The following is a 17293-nucleotide window of genomic DNA, read 5'->3' as shown; positions in this document are numbered from 1 at the left end:
CAATGTTTCTTTTTAGGGACTTTATAAGTTTACTTTATGTTTCATTACATATTAGAATACTCAAATCTTATACCAAAAATTTGTTACTTAAAGTTAACAGATTGGTACTAGAATCCTCTATTTCGAGGGAAACGGAACATAAATTGGATAAAATAAAAGCGGAAGTTGTTTTTATCGATTAACTGTAGGCCTTTACCTTACCCACTACACCATTATAAAATGACTTTATGCCTTCAAAATCAGCTTCTATATCATCAGTTGGGTAAAAAGGTTCAGAAACTTTATTCTGTTTATTTTCAAAATCTAAAGTGAACATTATTATAGGCACATTGGCAGCTTTAGCTATATAATAAAAGCCTGTCCTCCACTCTTCTACTTTTTTACGAGTACCTTCTGGCGCCAAGGCCAATCTAAACTCATCTTCATTTTCAAAAAGCTTTGCAATAGCCTCTACCTTATTTTGACCAGGAGTTCTATCTATTGGTCGTCCTCCAATGGCTTCAAAATAATAATTAAAAGGCCATTTAAAGAGCTCCTTTTTGCCAATAAAATTGGTTTTAATGTTTACAATCTGTCTCAGTAAAAGTCCTATATAAAAGTCGTGCCAACTAGTATGGGGTGCAGCGATAATTACCGCTTTTTTGATGGTTTCTTTAGAAAAGGTTGTGTTTCCAACAATTTTCCAGTCAAAAATTTTATAGTAAATAAATTTTGCTAACCAACGCATTCTACATCTTTTTGTATAGCGTCGTCAATTTTTCTCTGGTAATTTTGGTTTTCCAGTTCTTACCTAAAGCATTTTCCCAAAGCGGTTCCAGGCTAAAAGCCACATTCACCATAATATTTATTTGATCGTCATGCAAGTCCGCGCAAATACATTGTGGTAATTCGATATTATGCTTTTCTTTCATTTGCTTAAAAATGGCCACACCTTCTGGATAATACTCCTCAAGATGATCAAAAACGATACAGTTGCCAATTCCATGTTTTATGCCTAAAAGATAACTTAATCCATAACTCATTGCATGAGCAACACCTACTTGAGAATATGCAATGCTCATACCTCCATGCCATGAGGCCATCATTAATTTATCTTGAGACTCTTCTTCAGTCAAAGTATCACTTAGAAATATTTCTATACACAGTTCAAACGCCTTTTCGCCATAGCTCTGGCTAAATGCGTTAAGAAACGTTCCATCTAAAGACTCTACACAGTGAACAAAACAATCCATACCTGTGTAAAACCATTGATCCTTCGGTACACCCTTAGTTAATTCTGGGTCTAGCAAAACTTGATCAAACGGAGTATAATCACTATTAATACCTAATTTTCTATCAGGACCAGTTAATATAGTAGTTCTAGAAACCTCCGCTCCAGTTCCAGATATAGTTGGTACGCCAACATGATAAATTGCTGGATTTTTAATTAAATCCCAACCTTGGTAATCCTTGGATTCCCCTGGGTTTGTTAACATCAATGAGACTGCCTTGGTAATATCCATTACAATACCACCACCAATTCCAATAATTCCAGAGGGCAACTCACTGAACTCAAGTATAATATCTTCAACTAGTTTATCGATCTGAGAAGTTTTAGGCTCCTCTTCAGTGGGAATGTAAATGATCTTATCCTTGTATGACAAAGAAATTCTAGAAGTCAACCAGTGGTTTCCTTTAAAAACATCATCAACATAAAATATGAATGGTGCATTACGTCCTTTGCGTTTTGGCGCCAAAATTTCATCTAATTGATTTAAACTTCCGCGTCCAAATATTACTCTAGACACCATTGGATAATTTTTATATAACATTTACTTAATTTCTTAAACAAAAATAAAACTTAGTTTAATTCTTTACTTTGAAATATTTTAAAATTTCAGTTAAACTTTCTACTGTTTTATAAGACTTTCCATTAGTTTCCTTATCAGTTACTTCTTCATGTTGCCATGTTGTATGAAAAGGCACATGAATTGCTTGTGCACCGATATTAACTAATGGTAAAATATCTGACTTTAATGAGTTACCTACCATTAAAAACTCAGAGGGTTTTATATCTAAGTGCATTAATAGCTTTGAATAATTGCTTTCTTGTTTTTCGCTCAATACTTCAATATGATGGAAGTAATCTAACAGTCCAGATTTTTCCAGTTTTCGTTCTTGATCTAAAAGATCACCTTTTGTTGCCAATATTAATCTGTATTCTGTTGAAAGCGTTTTTAAAACATCCTCTACGCCATCTAATAGTTCAATTGGTTTATTAATCATCTCTTTACCAATATCTAAAATCTGACTAATTATAGAATTTGCAACAGTTCTATTAGAAAGTTCAATAGCCAATTCTACCATAGACAGAACAAATCCTTTAACACCATAACCGTAGGTGCCAAGGTTTTTCATTTCCATCTTAAATAATTCTTGGTCTATCTTATTAGGTGTTTCAAAATGAGACAATAAAATTCCTACACGTTCTTCAGCTTCACGAAAATATGTTTCGTTAACCCAAAGCGTATCGTCGGCATCAAAACCAATTACTTTTATATGTTCAAAATCTATTTCCACAGTCGTTTTGCACGTTCTAAATCTTCAGGTGTATCTATTTCTACACCTTGTATTTCGGTTTCAACCATTTTTATGCGCTTACCATATTCTAGGTATCTGATGCACTCAATCTTTTCAGTTACTTCTAGAAATTGCATAGGCAATACTGTAAAATCTAAAAGTGCTTGTTTTCTAAATGCATATATACCCTTGTGCTTAAAATAACTTGCACCTGCACCCTTATCTCTTGGATATGGTATAGCGCTTCTAGAAAAGTACAAAGCGAAATTATCTTGATCAACAATCACCTTAACCGTATTTGGGTTATTGATTTCATCCCAATCGGTTATCTCTACCATTAAGGATGCTAAATCTATCTCCTTTTTGGAATCACCCTTAAAAACTTCTAATACTTTTCTTAAACTTTCACGTTCTGTAAATGGTTCGTCTCCTTGAACATTTACAACTATATCACAATCTACTGATTCTACAGCTTCAGCTATCCTATCACTACCAGACTCATGTTCCTTAATACTCATTATAGCTTTGCCGCCATTATTCACAATTTCATCATATATAATAGAACTATCAGTAACAACATATACCTCACTAAAAAGCTCCGTCTCCACTGTTGCTTCATAAGTACGAAGAATGACGGATTTACCAGCTAAATTCTGCATTAACTTACCTGGAAATCTAGAAGCACTATAGCGTGCAGGTATCATGGATATAATCTTCATGTATCTATTTTAACGAAATCAAAAATACGGGTTTAGGTTGATTTTTCTCTCTTAGATTTTAACTTTTTGTACTCTTTAAAAACCAAGTAAAAAATAAATAAAACTAAAATAATTACCAATATTGGTAAAAATATAGAAACAATGGACATAACTACGGATGCAACAAGACAAATGCCAAAAAATATACTTAAAACTGTTAAGGTTGTCATACTTTTAACTTAAATCATTATCAACGAACATTTCATTTTTAAACCCAATAAGATATAATTTCTCCTTAGCTCTTGTTACGGCAGTGTATAACCATCTTATATAGTCTTTATCCATTCCATTAGGCAAGTAAGACTGCTCAATAAAAATGGTATTCCATTGACCACCTTGAGATTTATGGCATGTTATTGCATAAGAAAATTTCACCTGTAGCGCATTGAAGTATTTATTATTTTTTACACCCAAAAATCGTTTGTAGTTAGATTTTTCGTGAGCATAATCTTTAGTAACCTCTTGATATAACCGATTTGACTCCTCGTAACTTAAGGATGCACTCTCAGCGTCAATTGTATCCAGTAATAGTACAGTTTCAAACGGTCGCATCCTTGGGTAATCTACCATTTTTACTTTTACTTCGGCGAATCTAAATCCATATAACTCTTTAATGCTGAAAATCTCAAGTACCTCTACAATATCTCCATTAGCAATAAATCCAGCTTCTGTGGTTGGTTTTATCCAGAAATAATTATTTTTCACCACCATTAAATAATCACCAGCAGACAATTCACTTTCATTAAATAAGATCCGTTCTCTTATTTGCTTGTTATATAGGTTTGCCCTTTTGTTGCTTCTTACAATTATCGCTGTTTCCTCATATCCATAATTACTGTAGGCATCATTAATAGCATCCATGATTTCATGACCATCTATAAGACGAACTATATCCTCAAAAGGGTTTACATAAAATTTAAAACTTTCATAAAAGTTAGATTCTAATACAGCCCTTAATTCGGTAGCGTTCTTTAAAATACCAGAATCTTGTTCTTGCCTAACGACTTCATCCAATTCAATACTTGTAACTTCCTTGTTGTAATTAAGGCTCAATTTGTCTCCATCTAAAGCAGGACTTAAATCTGATTTTATCGGTGGCAATTGTGCCTTGTCTCCAATTAGTAGTAATTTGCATTGGTGGCCAGAATAGACATATTGCATTAAGTCATCTAATAATGATCCGTTTTCAAATAGTTTTGAATCCGAAGGGATATCTGGGATCATAGAAGCTTCATCAACAATAAAAATTGTATTTCTATGCTTATTGGGTTGCATTACAAATTTTATACCACCACTTTTTTCCTTTTTCGGAAAATAAATTTTCTTGTGAATGGTAAAAGCTTCTTTTTTAGAATAATTGGATATTACTTTAGCCGCTCTACCTGTCGGTGCCAACAAAACGGCACTTTTTTTAGCTTGCCATAAGTTTGAAACCAAAACTCCTATTATACTTGTTTTACCAGTACCAGCATATCCTTTTAACAAATAAATGTCGTTGAATGACTTATCAAAAATAAATTGCGATAACTGCATCAACACCATATCTTGCTTGGATGTAGGTGCAAAAGGAAACTTGGATTTTATCAAAGTATAGAATGCAGAGGCATTGGAAATCATACATCAAAAATATAGAAGCAAGATAGTACTATTCTACATTTAAAAAAGGGTTATTTGAGTTAGTACGCTATTTTGAATGATTTTTATTTAGATAGTTTTTACGAACAAAAAAAAATTGTAGATTTGCGATAGACCTAATTAAGTAATAAGAATATGTTAAACGTAATCATAGCAATTATAGTTATTATTCTATTGACCATTGGTATAGTATGGTTGATTGATAAATTTGTACCAAGTAAAATTAAACCTGTAATTAACATCCTTCTTTGGGGTTTAATAATTTACTTGGGATATATTACGTTCATGTCGGTATATAAAGAAATCCAATTCAACCAATTAAAAGTAAAGCGCTATGCAGTTGTAATTGATAGATTAATTGATATTAGAGATTCTCAATTGGCATATAAGGAAGTTAAAGGAGAATATGCTGATACATTTGATAAATTGATAAACTTTATAGATACAGATAGTGTACCAATTACTCAAAGAAGAGACACACTGGTTTTAGATGAAGAAAGAACACGTGCATTTGGTGGTGTTGAGACTATGAAAACCATTACACTAATTGACACACTAGATCATTGGTTTGTGAAGGACTCTATTTTTAAAGGAAATAATAGATATAAAAGTATGGCTGACGTTGGTATTGGGAAAGAAGGCGCTAAGTTTAAGCTGAAAGCTGGAAAATTAGAGGATATACCAGTTTTCCAAGCTAGCGTAGAGAAGTCTGTTATTTTAGACGATCAAGAAAAATATTTAGTTGAAAAAGAAAACCAGGTTGTTTCTGTTGACGGTGTCAACGGTTCAGCATTGACTGTTGGTTCTATGGAAGAAGTTAATACTACAGGTAACTGGCCTAAAAACTATTCTAAAAAGCAGTAGTTTTGACTAAAAATAATATTAAAGAACTGTCCATTCAAGTTAATTTGAATGGGCTTTCTTTTTGCATTTTAAATAGAACCTCTAATACAATAGAATATCTAAACTGTTTAAGTTTTGATACTAAACTAACACCCTTTGGTCTTTTAAATAGATTAAAAACAGAACTGAGCTCAAATACTGTATTTGCAGATGAGTTCAACGAGGTACAAGTTATACATCAAAATGAATTGGCATCACTTGTACCAAAAGAGCTATATAGTGAAAACCATAAAGCAGACTATTTAAAATTCAATTCTAAAATTTTAAAAACAGATTTTATTGCAACGGATGATCTGGCAATAAATGAAAGTATTAACGTATATGTGCCATTTGTCAATATAAATAATTTTGTCTTTGACACCTTCGGTACCTTTATCTATAAACATTCGTCTACAATAATTATTGATTCTATCTTACAAAGAGAAGAAACTACTGAATTACCTCAGGTTTTTATTAACGTGAATTCAAATACTATTGAAATGCTAGTATTTCATAATAAAGAGCTTTTATTATTTAATGTATTTGAATATCATAGCAAGGAAGATTTTATCTATTATATTCTTTTTGTTTTTGATCAATTAAAGCTAGATACTGAAACAACACCAATAGAACTAAGTGGTAACTTACAAATTGACGGAGAGTTATTTAAAACCCTTTATACATACGTTAGGCATGTAGATATAAATAAATCAAAATACTCATTCAATTTCACCGAAGATTTAAATGAGAACTACCTACATAATTACTTTCTAGTCTTAAATTCATTTTAGTGAGAATTATCTCTGGATTATATAAAGGACGACGCATTACTGCACCGAAAAAATTACCTGTAAGGCCTACAACAGATATGGCCAAAGAGGCATTATTTAATATCTTAAATAATAGATATTATTTTGATGGTATTTCCGTTTTAGATTTATTCTCTGGCACAGGTAACATATGCTATGAATTTGCATCACGAGGCACAGAACAGATTTTAGCTGTAGATGATAATTTCGGTTGTATAAAATTTATAAATGAAACTGCAGAATCTTTTGAAATGCCTATAAATACAATAAAAAGTGATGTGTATAAATTCTTAAACCAAACTAAGAAAAAACATACAATAATATTTGCAGATCCTCCTTATGATTTTGATTTGGATACCTTTTCAAAAATACCTGAATTAGTATTTAAAAATAAGTTGTTAGAAGACGAGGGACTTCTAATTGTAGAGCATTCTAAGCACACCGATTTAAGTAGATTAGAACACTATTCACAATCCAAAAATTATGGTGGGAATGCCTTTAGTTTTTTCGAAAAACACTGATTTTCAATTATATAGGTGTTTTCCTATTTAATTTTTCATTAATTTTAATAGCCTTCGCATAAAAATACAAAACAATTCTTCTGTGAATCTATTCCCTTATACATGGTTAAATAGCTATTAACTAAATTCACAACAATCATGAAAATTTTTAAAGCAGGAGTGCTAATCTTATTGACTTTAATCTTTGCATTTAACTTTTCAAATACACAAGACTACCTAACAACAATGTTTTTAATATAACGGACAATCTTAAATTCGGAATGATGACCCATTATGAAGAACTGGTCAAGGAACTAAAAGCTCATTGTGACAAGCACAATGTAGAAGGTGCCAACTGGACGGTTATTAGTGTTGAAGACGGCAGATATGTTTATGTAACACCAGTTAAAAGTATGGTGGATCTTGACAAAAACACAAAGGAAAATTTCGCTGTGAAAATGGGTGAAGAAGAGTTAGCTAAACTTCTTGATAAAATGGATGAATGCTATGACTCGCATAGCGATTCAGTATTGCATTACATGTCAAATCTGTCACACCTACCAGAAGAATATATTACTGTAGGGAAGAATCATAGAGAGTATCATTTCTTATGCGATGTTATAAATCATTCTCAAGAAAGGAACGCTGCATGAGTGCGATACAGGCTGAGTCTAAAAACGAATTGGAATCTAAACATGAATAAAACCTAATTTCAATGTTTATAAAAAAACCTTCTTGAAAAAGAAGGTTTTTTAATAGGTAAATCTATAAGCCGAATTCTGTACTCCAAAGAGTTCTTATCATTTATCTGAGTCTATCGTCACCAATAGACTTTAGCTGTCTACCCTCCAACATTGGGCGTGCAACCCTCAAACGTTGGTTTACATGACATTGCACCACATAGAGTTTACCTGATTTCACTACAGCATTACCTGTACATACTTTCTGTTGCACTTTTCCTAACCTCTCGGTCGATGGCTGTTAACCACTACGATGCACTAGGGTGTTCGGACTTTCCTCCATTTCATAAATGAAACAGCGATAAGACAATTTACCACTGTAAAGGTACTTAAATTGTTAATAACTACTATTAATTTTAAGACTCTAAAAATGGCTATTTATTGGTTATTATTAAATTTGTAATTCAGTTAGTTATTAATGGAACATTTTGTAGTATCAGCACGAAAATACAGACCCCAAACATTTAAAGATGTTGTTGGGCAACAGGCTATTACAAATACTTTACTAAATGCTATTGAGAACAATCATCTAGCTCAAGCATTATTATTTACTGGTCCTCGTGGTGTTGGTAAAACCACATGCGCACGGATTTTAGCAAAAATGATAAATAGTGATGGTAATACTAGTGAAGATGAGGATTTTGCTTTTAATATTTTTGAATTAGATGCTGCATCTAACAATTCTGTAGATGATATCAGAAATCTTACAGATCAGGTAAGAATCCCACCACAAATTGGAAAATATAAAGTATATATTATAGATGAGGTACATATGCTATCTCAAGCAGCATTTAATGCTTTTCTAAAGACATTAGAAGAACCTCCAAAGCACTGCATCTTTATTCTCGCAACAACTGAGAAACATAAGATTATACCAACAATACTATCGCGTTGTCAAATATTTGATTTTAAACGAATTACTGTTACAGATGCAAAAAATTATTTAAAGTTTATAGCAGGAGAACAAGGCGTACAAGCTGAAGATGATGCATTGCATATTATTGCTCAAAAAGCAGATGGCGCCATGCGTGATGCACTTTCGATCTTTGACCGAGTTGTGAGTTTTTCTGGGAAAAACCTAACTAGACAGGCTGTAACTGAGAATTTAAATGTCCTTGATTACGAAACTTATTTTACAAGCACGGATTTAATTTTAGAAAATAAAATTCCAGATTTGTTGCTACAATTCAATTCAGTTTTGGCCAAAGGTTTTGATGGTCATCACTACATTGCTGGTCTTGCCTCCCATTTTAGGGATTTAATGGTTTGTAAAAACCCTGAGACTATTGAACTTCTAGAAGTTGGCGAAGACACGAAACAAAAGTATATTGATCAAAGTAAAAAGACCTCAAACACCTTTTTAATGCAAGGCATTAATCTTGCAAATGATTGCGATTTAAAATACAAAACAAGTAAAAATCAGCGATTGCTTGTAGAATTAACATTAATGCAATTAGCCTCTATCACTTTTGATGGAGAAAAAAAAAACAATAAACACTTTATAATACCGCCTTCGTATTTTAAAGCAAAAGGAATAAAACCAGTCCCTGTTCAGATTACACAAATTGAGAAACCTGTTGAAGAAAAACCCCTTATTAAGGAAAAAGAATTAGTAAGAGAGGAAATATCCGACAACATTGTAACAGAGCCAGTCATACCTAAACTTTCAATAAAAAAACCTGCTAACGTTACATCTGGTCTTTCTCTAAAAAGTATTAAGGAAAAGAAAGAGCACCAAATAAAACAGTTAGATGTTATAATTGATGAAGAACTACTCCCTAAAGAACCTGTTAATCAAGAAGATCTAATTAAGGCTTGGAATGAATATACCGAATCTCTTCACAGAAAGGGTGAAAAAATATTAGCCTCTATTTTCGAGATGGAAGTACCAAAATTAAAGGATACTGCAATTTGCCTTACTTATTCAAATAATACTAATAAGATTGAATTAGAACGTGCACAATATCCGTTAATGGTATATTTGAAAAAAACCTTAAAAAACTATGATCTTTATTTAGATATATTAGTAAACGAGGAGGTTGCTAAGAAATATGCATTTACACCACAGGAGAAGTACAAAAAGCTAAAAGAGAAAAATCCAAATATAGAAGTACTTAGAAAAACTTTTGGATTAGATATTTAATACTGATATCATGTTAGGACTAAAATTACCAACGGACCCAAGATGGGTAAATATTGTAGAGAAAAATATTCAAGAAATTTTAACCGATCATGCCTATTGTGAACAAAAAGCCGCAAGCACAGCAATTTCTTTAATAGTAAGTTTTCCTGAATATACTGAGCTTGTACAAGAAATGACAGAGCTGGTTAATGAAGAAATAAGCCATTTTAAAATGGTTCATGATAGAATAATCGAAAAAGGTTGGGCGTTAGGTAGAGATCGTAAGGACGAATATGTTATTCAATTAATGAAGTTTTTTCCTAAAGGAGGAAGTAGAACTACGCAATTAGTGCATAGGTTACTGTACGCTGCCCTAATTGAAGCAAGGAGTTGCGAACGGTTCAGACTTCTTTCAGAGGAGTTAGAAGATAAAAAATTAGCGATATTTTACAGAAAATTAATGATTAGTGAGGCTGGGCACTACACAATGTTTCTCAACTTTGCAAGAAAATATGGAGATAGAAAGGAAGTAGATGAGAAATGGCAGCAGTTATTAGATTACGAGGCAGAAATAATGAAAAACCTCGGTAAAAAAGAAACCATTCACGGATAATAAAAAAGCTTCGGTAATACCGAAGCCTATTCACTAATGTCATCTTCTAAAATTATATTTTGATTCCTAAACCAAATTGAATAACATTATTCTTTGCTGAACTATTAGTCATATCCTCGTCTAATATGTTGGTTAACCCAAAAGAAAATCTCGCGTCAACAAACAGATCAGAAGTAATCATATATTCTGTACCTAATACACCTGAAAATACAAAAGTTGAAAAAGCATCTTCATTCTTCCAAGTTTTTAATGCAACTTGAGGTCCTACTCCAAAAGATAAACGGTCAGATGCTGAGAGTCTAAGCTGAATAGGCAATTGAATATAGTCAGCCCTAAGATTTTCATCTTTACCGCCTTCGGCAGACCATTGAAGCTCAGTTAATAATGAAACAGTATCGGAAAATCCAAATTCTACAAAACCACCGAATGAAAAACCATTACGGTGTTTATTTTCAAAATCTGCATCTGGATCAAAGTCTAAATTCGATATATTTAATGCGCCTCTTACACCATAACTTACGTCTTGAGCCATTGCAAAAGTTGTAAAACAAACTAATAAAATGGCTAATAAATAATTTTTCATAATAATAAATTTGAGATTGCCAATATAAATGAAAAAATTAAACTAATAATAATTGAAATGATTTAAGGACAAATAATTCAGACGAAGAACATTTATTAGAATTTGTGTTTAAACTGATACACTAGTAACAGTTTCATAATAGACGCTTTTAATAATTCCATCAGATAAACCTATTTTTGGAACATAGATATGCTTGGCGCCACTCCATTTCATCGCTGAAAGATAAATTCTGGTTGCAGGAATAATTACATCAGCCCTATCTTGATTTAAATTTAATTCAGTTATCCGTTCTTCATAAGAATAATTCTGTAGCATCTTATAGTAGGTCGTTAAATAAAAGTATGTTAAAGGTTTACCTAAATCCTTACCAGAAATCTTGAAAATCTTATTAATATTTCCTCCAGATCCAATAAGTTCTATTTTATAATAATTCTGGGTGTTTTCTTTTATCCAATGCTCTAATTGGTCCCAAACTTCTTTTTTAACAATATCATTTAACAATCTTACCGTCCCTATTCTAAAAGATTTTGATTGCACTTTTTCTCCATTGTGAATAATTGAAAACTCAGTACTTCCACCACCAACATCTACAAATAGGTATGTTTTATTAGGATCTATGTAAGTATTTAAATCTGTTGCTGCAATAATGGCTGCCTCCTCTTCACCACCAATAATATCAATACTAATACCACAGACATTAAAAATCCTTTTTGTTAAATCAGCACTATTACTTGCTTCTCGCATCGCCGAAGTAGCACAAGCTTTATAACGCGAAACACCATGAGATTTCATCAAAAGGCTAAATGCCGTCATGGTATCTAACATCCGTTGTTGATTAAATTCTGAAATTTTACCATTAATAAATACATCTGCACCTAACCTAATGGGAACCCGAACCAGTGAGTTTTTCTTAAATACTACAGATTTATTATTTTGTTCTATAATATTAGAGATCAACAACCTTACTGCATTAGACCCTATATCTATAGCTGCGTATTTCTGTATTTTCAGCATTAACTCTCTAGTTTTTTTAGATAATAATTATATGTTTCAAATTGTGCCCTTATTTTCTTTTTATCATTTTTAAGATAATTATTATCCTGAGTTTCATTAATAACTCTAGCCTTTACATTATCATTCCAACAAATGTCAAATAAATCTAGGAGCTCCTTTTTAATATTTTCATCATATATAGGGCAAGTCACCTCAACTCTAGTGTGGATGTTTCTTGTCATCCAGTCAGCTGATGAGATATAGATCTTAGGATCATCATTATTGGCAAATACAAATAACCTAGTATGCTCTAAGAATTTATCTACAATACTTATCACCTCAATGTTTTCGCTCATACCATTTACGCCCGGAATTAAACAACATATTCCTCTTACTATCATTTGTATTTGTACTCCTGCTCTGCTCGCTTCATACAATTTTTTTATCATATCATTATTCGATATGCTATTCATTTTTAATTTAATATAAGCAGGTTTTCCAGAATTAGCATTTAAAATTTCGTTGTCAATTAGATTGAAAAGTTTAGTTTTTGTATAGTGTGGTGAGGTAATAATATGCTTATACCGATATACCTTATAGTTGACCCTGAAAAAGTCAAAAACCTTATTAATATCCTTTAGAATTTTAGAATTTGCAGTTAATAAAGTAAAATCTGTGTAAACCTTTGCGGTAGACTCATTGAAATTACCTGTGCTGATAAAACCATACCGCTTCAACTTACCTTCCTCTTCGCGCTCAACAACACACATTTTACAATGTACTTTTAAACCTGTTACACCAAAAAACATTTTAACACCAGCACCCTGCATCTGCTCAGCATAATTAATATTTGCCGCTTCATCAAATCGTGCCCTTAATTCAATGGATACTGTAACTTCCTTTCCATTCTTGGCAGCATTTATTAAGGAACTGGCAACATGAGAAATTTGAGCTAATCTATAAATGGTGATTTTAATTGTTTTTACATTTGGATCAAGTGCCGCTTCCCTTAAAAACTTTACGATATAAGAGAACGTATGATAAGGAGTATATACCAAATAATCCTTATTTGCAATCGTATTAAAAATACTTTTTTGAAGACTTAGTCCTTTTACTGGTAAAGGCTTTATTTTATCGTAAAGTAAATCTGTTCTACCTAAACTAGGAAAATCCATATAATCACGTCTATTATGATAACGACCACCAGGAATTATACTATCTTGAGAATCAATACCCATAATATTGAGTAGAAAATCTAAAGTGTCTTGGTCAATTTTTTTATCATAAACAAAACGAACTGGTTCACCACTATTTCTATCCTTTACACTAGCAGAAAGTTTTTCAACGAAACTCTTACTTAAATCACTATCAAAATCGAGTTCACCATCTCTAGTGATTTTTATCATATGAGCAGATATACTATCGTAATCAAAAATATTAAAGATGTCATCTAGACAATATCTTAAAATATTATCCACCATTATGATGTATTGAGAATCACCAACACTAGGTAAAACTATGAAGCGATCCATTGCCTTAGATATCTCAATTAAAGCGAATCTATCATTTCCATTAGTATTTGACATTTTAACCGTAAGATAAGCCGCACTATCTTTTAATTCTGGTAAGGCTACTTCTTCATTTAAAATAATAATCACCAAAGCTGGACTAATAACTTGTAAGAAATAATTCTTTATAAAATCATGATGGATCTCGGTTATATCAGATTCATTGAGAATATGAATGTTTTGGTACTCTAATTCAACTTCTATTGAAGATAGGATTTTTAAACTTTCACTTTGTTGATCGATAACAATTTTTGTAATTGCTTCCAACAATTCCTCAGCTTTTAAACCTCCTAATTGGCTCTTCCCCTCTTTACCTGCTTCATAAATACGTTTTACCGTAGCATACCTCACTTTAAAAAATTCATCTAAGTTATTCGAAAAAATACCTAAGAATCTCAATCGCTCTATTAATGGCACATTATTGTCTGCCGCTTCTTGTAAGACTCTCGCATTAAAATGCAACCAGCTAAGCTCTCTATTTATATACCTGTTCTTTTGTTTAAGCATTATCGTAAATCCTTTGGGAAGATTATTAATTCAGTTTTACCTTTTTCTAGTGATTTCCAATTATCAATATTAAAACTGATTTTTACTAAACCACTAGTTGGTAAATTTTCAATGAAATTGTCGCCAAAGATATTAGAAATAGATGTGAAAGCATGATTATGACCAAATATCATAACAGAATCGAGATTATTATCGAGATTTTTTAGAAAATCAATGACATTTCTACCGTTGAAATCATATAATTCTTCGATAATCGTCACCTCATTTTCACTTTTGTCGGACGTTTTTAGAAATATTTTACTGGTTTCAAAGGCTCTTTTCGCAGGACTTGAAAAAATTTTATCAGGTAATTCGCTAATTCTTAAAAACTGTTCTGATACAAGCTTAGCATCATTTAAACCTCTTGTTTTCAAGGGCCTTAACCGGTCACCGACGTCATATTTCCATGATGATTTACCATGTCTCATAATAATAATTGTCTTCATATTAATCGTTTAAATGCGTATTTTTTCGATAAAATGTTGTGTATGTCCGTTTTAACGATTATTTTGCCGCTTAAACTCTAATGTTTGTAAGAAACCTTAGATATAAGTTATTTTGTTTGTAAAATTAATGTAAATGACCCCAAATCAAAAATATATTAATTCAGCCTTGGACGCATTTGCATTTTTGATACTTCCCTCAGTATTTCAAGTTGAACAAAAACAGATGATGTTAAAAGAGTAACAATCTGCTAACTTTTTATGCAGTAATGTTTCGTCTTTTAGCGCAATATGACATTTAGAAGTTATTATGTGTAATATGAGAAATACCTACCATCGTGTACATCGATATAAGTTCATACAAATTGTTCTTACAATAATATTTTGTTGGTTTGTACAAACGTTTAATGCTCAGGGTAAAATCAATCCAACTACCTATAAAAACTTTGAAGCAGGAGCTTCAATTATTGATATGGGAATTGTTCCTCAAACAGAAAATAATGCCTTAAAACCTTATGGTTTAATTGCTGAACTGGTAAATTCAGAGATACCTGTTAATTGGGTGATAAAGCCTAATAAGAGTTTTGGTCAAAACGATCTATCAAATAAATTAGATGACTATGATATTTTAATTTCCGGAACCTTATCATCTAACATTAATAGCCAAAGTATTGTTAATTACCCTTGTAAGACTGGAGCTTTTCTTATTTCTAAGGAATACATAGATCAAGCAAAACCTATACTTGAAACTTGGATAAATAATAACCCTGGGTTAACAGTATATTGGAATTTAAATGCATTAAACAATGTACCGGTGTACGGTGTTTTAAACTCTTTCCCGAATGTAGTCGTTTTTGATAATGGTAGGCATACAGATGTAGCCACTGGTTTTTATGACAGAGCAGGTATTACTTCTGGTTATAGAATGGGAACCCCCCAGGATGTAACTGATTGTGATCAGTTTTATGTGCTAAGTCACCACACGGATCCTGATAAGCTGCCATGGACAATTGATGATACCAATAAGTTATATGATTTTGTTACGAATGGTGGTAACATATGGATGGGATGTCATGATGTGAGTTTAACTGAAAATAAGCTTAGAACTAGTTCTGGAAATAATTTAAATTTTTTATCGCAAAGTGGGCTCGTTCCGTATAAAGATATATCTACCGTTCAATATCCGTGGTTAAGTCAATATGATGCACTGGATGGGAATACTGATAATAAAATAAAAAAACATAATAATTCCTTTAACAATAATGACATCTATTATGATAGTAATTTTGCTAGCCATCCTATCATGCAATTTCAAGGAAATATCGAACCTGCTTTAAACGGTAATTCAGAGCGCATATATATTCCTTTTTCAGGTGGTTGGAACCAAGAGACAAATGTTCCGATGTATGATAGTGGACCAACTGATAATAGAGCTACAGGACGAAGTGCAATTGTTGCTTTCGGACCAGCCTTTGGAGACGAATCAAATGGAAATATTCTTTACACAGGATCACACATTAGTTCAAAAAATGACGGTACAAATTCGCAATGGGTAGGAGAAGCCAGATTATTCGCAAATTTTTTGTTGTTAACAGCAATCGAAAATAAACCTCAAATTGAAATTTTAAATTTAGATAGCACATTTTCAGGTTTAGTCCAAGACTCTACAGTTAATATTGATGCCACTGTAACCGGAGTACCCAATAATGGAGTCTTAAGCTATTCATGGGAATCAGAAGTAATAAGCGGTGACACGGTTAATATATTATTTTCTGATGCTAATATTGAAGATCCAACAATACAGTTACCGCTTGTAACGGAAACAACTACATTTAAAATAATATTTACAGTACAGTTTACCTCGAACTCCAGTTGTCAAGCACCAATTGAGACCAAATATATTGGAGTATTTCAATTAGAACCAAACGCATTTGTTGATATTCAAACCAATAATTCAGAGTGTTCAAATATGAATAATGGCTCTATAGATATAACAATATCAACAGCTGTGGACCCATATTTTATTCAATGGACCGGACCAAATAATTATAGTTCTAATTCAGAAGATTTAAATAATCTTTCAGCTGGAACGTATGAACTAAATATAGAAGATAACGCAGGCAATAACATTTATTCCAATAATGTTATTGAAATATTGGCTAATGACAACGAAAGTCCAATTATTGTAGCTCCAAACGATATTAATCTAAATGGTTGTAATACCGGAGTAATAAATAACCCTATTTATTCTGAATTAATTTCTAATATTTCAGAAATTGATTTTCTTAATTTATCTGGAGGAAATAGCAGTGTTAGTGATGATAGTGGTCTTTATTCTATAACATATTCAGACATTCAAATTGATTCCTGTCCAATTACAATAGAAAGAACATTTTTTGTTACTGATAATTGTGGAAACACAACAAGTGATATTCAATTAATAACCATAATGGACTCTGAGGCTCCTGTATTTGATTCAGAAGCCTATGATTTGACTGTTCAATGTAACTCCAGCATAAATACCGATCAATTAAATGACTGG

Annotated in this window: 16 protein-coding genes and 1 other RNA gene; 7 read left to right on the top strand and 10 right to left on the bottom strand. The window is 32.0% G+C overall.

All coding sequences use genetic code 11. The features are described 5' to 3' along the window. Positions 1-178 precede the first annotated feature (178 nt). The 5 genes from DUZ96_RS07720 to DUZ96_RS07700 form a co-directional block, all read right to left on the bottom strand. Positions 179-727 (bottom strand): 1-acyl-sn-glycerol-3-phosphate acyltransferase, encoded by a 549-nt coding sequence (locus tag DUZ96_RS07720; protein WP_114301369.1) that lies wholly within the window; start codon positions 725-727, stop codon positions 179-181. Between the two features lies 1 nt (position 728). Continuing rightward, entirely contained in the window at positions 729-1811 is a 1083-nt protein-coding gene (locus DUZ96_RS07715; RefSeq protein WP_181855249.1) for an iron-containing alcohol dehydrogenase family protein, read from the bottom strand. Between the two features lie 34 nt (positions 1812-1845). Next, positions 1846-2559 carry an HAD family hydrolase gene (locus tag DUZ96_RS07710; RefSeq protein ID WP_114301368.1) on the bottom strand — a complete coding sequence of 238 codons (714 nt, stop codon included), beginning with the start codon at positions 2557-2559 and terminating at the stop codon, positions 1846-1848. Then, positions 2550-3278 carry a 3-deoxy-manno-octulosonate cytidylyltransferase gene (kdsB, locus tag DUZ96_RS07705; protein ID WP_114301367.1) on the bottom strand — a complete coding sequence of 243 codons (729 nt, stop codon included), beginning with the start codon at positions 3276-3278 and terminating at the stop codon, positions 2550-2552. The genes DUZ96_RS07710 and kdsB overlap by 10 nt, the downstream gene beginning before the upstream one ends. Positions 3279-3491: 213 nt before the next feature. Next, positions 3492-4934: an ATP-dependent RecD-like DNA helicase gene (locus DUZ96_RS07700; protein WP_114301366.1), complete on the bottom strand. Its 1443-nt coding sequence runs from the start codon at positions 4932-4934 to the stop codon at positions 3492-3494. Between the two features lie 153 nt (positions 4935-5087). Between DUZ96_RS07700 and DUZ96_RS07695 the strand changes: the two genes are divergently transcribed. The 4 genes from DUZ96_RS07695 to DUZ96_RS07680 all read left to right on the top strand — a co-directional run bounded on the left by DUZ96_RS07695 (position 5088) and on the right by DUZ96_RS07680 (position 7796). Then, on the top strand, positions 5088-5816 hold the full coding sequence (locus DUZ96_RS07695; protein WP_114301365.1) for a hypothetical protein: 729 nt from the start codon (positions 5088-5090) through the stop codon (positions 5814-5816). Positions 5817-5818: 2 nt separating this feature from the next. Next, a complete protein-coding gene (locus DUZ96_RS07690) occupies positions 5819-6625 on the top strand; it encodes a DUF3822 family protein (protein ID WP_114301364.1) in 807 nt (268 codons plus the stop codon). Further along, on the top strand, positions 6625-7164 hold the full coding sequence (gene rsmD, locus DUZ96_RS07685) for a 16S rRNA (guanine(966)-N(2))-methyltransferase RsmD (protein ID WP_114301363.1): 540 nt from the start codon (positions 6625-6627) through the stop codon (positions 7162-7164). The genes DUZ96_RS07690 and rsmD overlap by 1 nt, the downstream gene beginning before the upstream one ends. A 263-nt stretch (positions 7165-7427) precedes the next feature. Beyond that, entirely contained in the window at positions 7428-7796 is a 369-nt protein-coding gene (locus tag DUZ96_RS07680) for a hypothetical protein (RefSeq protein WP_147267068.1), read from the top strand. Positions 7797-7895: 99 nt separating this feature from the next. Here DUZ96_RS07680 and rnpB read toward each other — a convergent pair. Then, positions 7896-8201, bottom strand: an RNA gene (rnpB, locus tag DUZ96_RS07675) — RNase P RNA component class A. Between the two features lie 100 nt (positions 8202-8301). Here rnpB and dnaX point away from each other — a divergent pair. Further along, positions 8302-10026 (top strand): DNA polymerase III subunit gamma/tau, encoded by a 1725-nt coding sequence (gene dnaX, locus DUZ96_RS07670; RefSeq protein WP_114301361.1) that lies wholly within the window; start codon positions 8302-8304, stop codon positions 10024-10026. Between the two features lie 10 nt (positions 10027-10036). Then, positions 10037-10618 (top strand): tRNA-(ms[2]io[6]A)-hydroxylase, encoded by a 582-nt coding sequence (locus DUZ96_RS07665; protein ID WP_114301360.1) that lies wholly within the window; start codon positions 10037-10039, stop codon positions 10616-10618. A gap of 52 nt (positions 10619-10670) precedes the next feature. Here the strand turns inward: DUZ96_RS07665 and DUZ96_RS07660 are convergent, their stop codons facing one another. The 4 genes from DUZ96_RS07660 to DUZ96_RS07645 all read right to left on the bottom strand — a co-directional run bounded on the left by DUZ96_RS07660 (position 10671) and on the right by DUZ96_RS07645 (position 14754). Further along, complete coding sequence (locus tag DUZ96_RS07660) at positions 10671-11201, bottom strand: porin family protein (RefSeq protein ID WP_114301359.1); 531 nt, start codon at positions 11199-11201, stop codon at positions 10671-10673. A gap of 108 nt (positions 11202-11309) precedes the next feature. Beyond that, a complete protein-coding gene (locus DUZ96_RS07655) occupies positions 11310-12215 on the bottom strand; it encodes a Ppx/GppA phosphatase family protein (RefSeq protein ID WP_114301358.1) in 906 nt (301 codons plus the stop codon). After that, positions 12215-14269 (bottom strand): polyphosphate kinase 1, encoded by a 2055-nt coding sequence (gene ppk1, locus DUZ96_RS07650; RefSeq protein ID WP_114301357.1) that lies wholly within the window; start codon positions 14267-14269, stop codon positions 12215-12217. The genes DUZ96_RS07655 and ppk1 overlap by 1 nt, the downstream gene beginning before the upstream one ends. Further along, a complete protein-coding gene (locus DUZ96_RS07645) occupies positions 14269-14754 on the bottom strand; it encodes a histidine phosphatase family protein (RefSeq protein ID WP_114301356.1) in 486 nt (161 codons plus the stop codon). The genes ppk1 and DUZ96_RS07645 overlap by 1 nt, the downstream gene beginning before the upstream one ends. Before the next feature lie 316 nt (positions 14755-15070). On the opposite strand from DUZ96_RS07645, the gene DUZ96_RS07640 reads away from it, so the two are divergent. Then, positions 15071-17293: hypothetical protein (locus DUZ96_RS07640; RefSeq protein WP_147267067.1), on the top strand; the 2223-nt coding region annotated here is incomplete at its 3' end.

The organism is Winogradskyella sp. KYW1333 (assembly GCF_003335675.1).
GTDB lineage: Bacteria > Bacteroidota > Bacteroidia > Flavobacteriales > Flavobacteriaceae > Winogradskyella.
Note: the sequence above shows the minus strand (reverse complement) of the source record. Positions and strands in the feature narration are given on the sequence as shown.

Coding starts and splice junctions, on each gene's coding strand:
- DUZ96_RS07660 (WP_114301359.1), bottom strand. CDS start 11,201: ATGAAAAATTATTTATTAGCCATTTTATTAGTTTGTTTTACAACTTTT.
- dnaX (WP_114301361.1), top strand. CDS start 8,302: ATGGAACATTTTGTAGTATCAGCACGAAAATACAGACCCCAAACATTT.
- DUZ96_RS07655 (WP_114301358.1), bottom strand. CDS start 12,215: ATGCTGAAAATACAGAAATACGCAGCTATAGATATAGGGTCTAATGCA.
- kdsB (WP_114301367.1), bottom strand. CDS start 3,278: ATGAAGATTATATCCATGATACCTGCACGCTATAGTGCTTCTAGATTT.
- DUZ96_RS07680 (WP_147267068.1), top strand. CDS start 7,428: ATGACCCATTATGAAGAACTGGTCAAGGAACTAAAAGCTCATTGTGAC.
- ppk1 (WP_114301357.1), bottom strand. CDS start 14,269: ATGCTTAAACAAAAGAACAGGTATATAAATAGAGAGCTTAGCTGGTTG.
- DUZ96_RS07700 (WP_114301366.1), bottom strand. CDS start 4,934: ATGATTTCCAATGCCTCTGCATTCTATACTTTGATAAAATCCAAGTTT.
- DUZ96_RS07715 (WP_181855249.1), bottom strand. CDS start 1,811: ATGTTATATAAAAATTATCCAATGGTGTCTAGAGTAATATTTGGACGC.
- DUZ96_RS07695 (WP_114301365.1), top strand. CDS start 5,088: ATGTTAAACGTAATCATAGCAATTATAGTTATTATTCTATTGACCATT.
- DUZ96_RS07720 (WP_114301369.1), bottom strand. CDS start 727: ATGCGTTGGTTAGCAAAATTTATTTACTATAAAATTTTTGACTGGAAA.
- DUZ96_RS07645 (WP_114301356.1), bottom strand. CDS start 14,754: ATGAAGACAATTATTATTATGAGACATGGTAAATCATCATGGAAATAT.
- DUZ96_RS07665 (WP_114301360.1), top strand. CDS start 10,037: ATGTTAGGACTAAAATTACCAACGGACCCAAGATGGGTAAATATTGTA.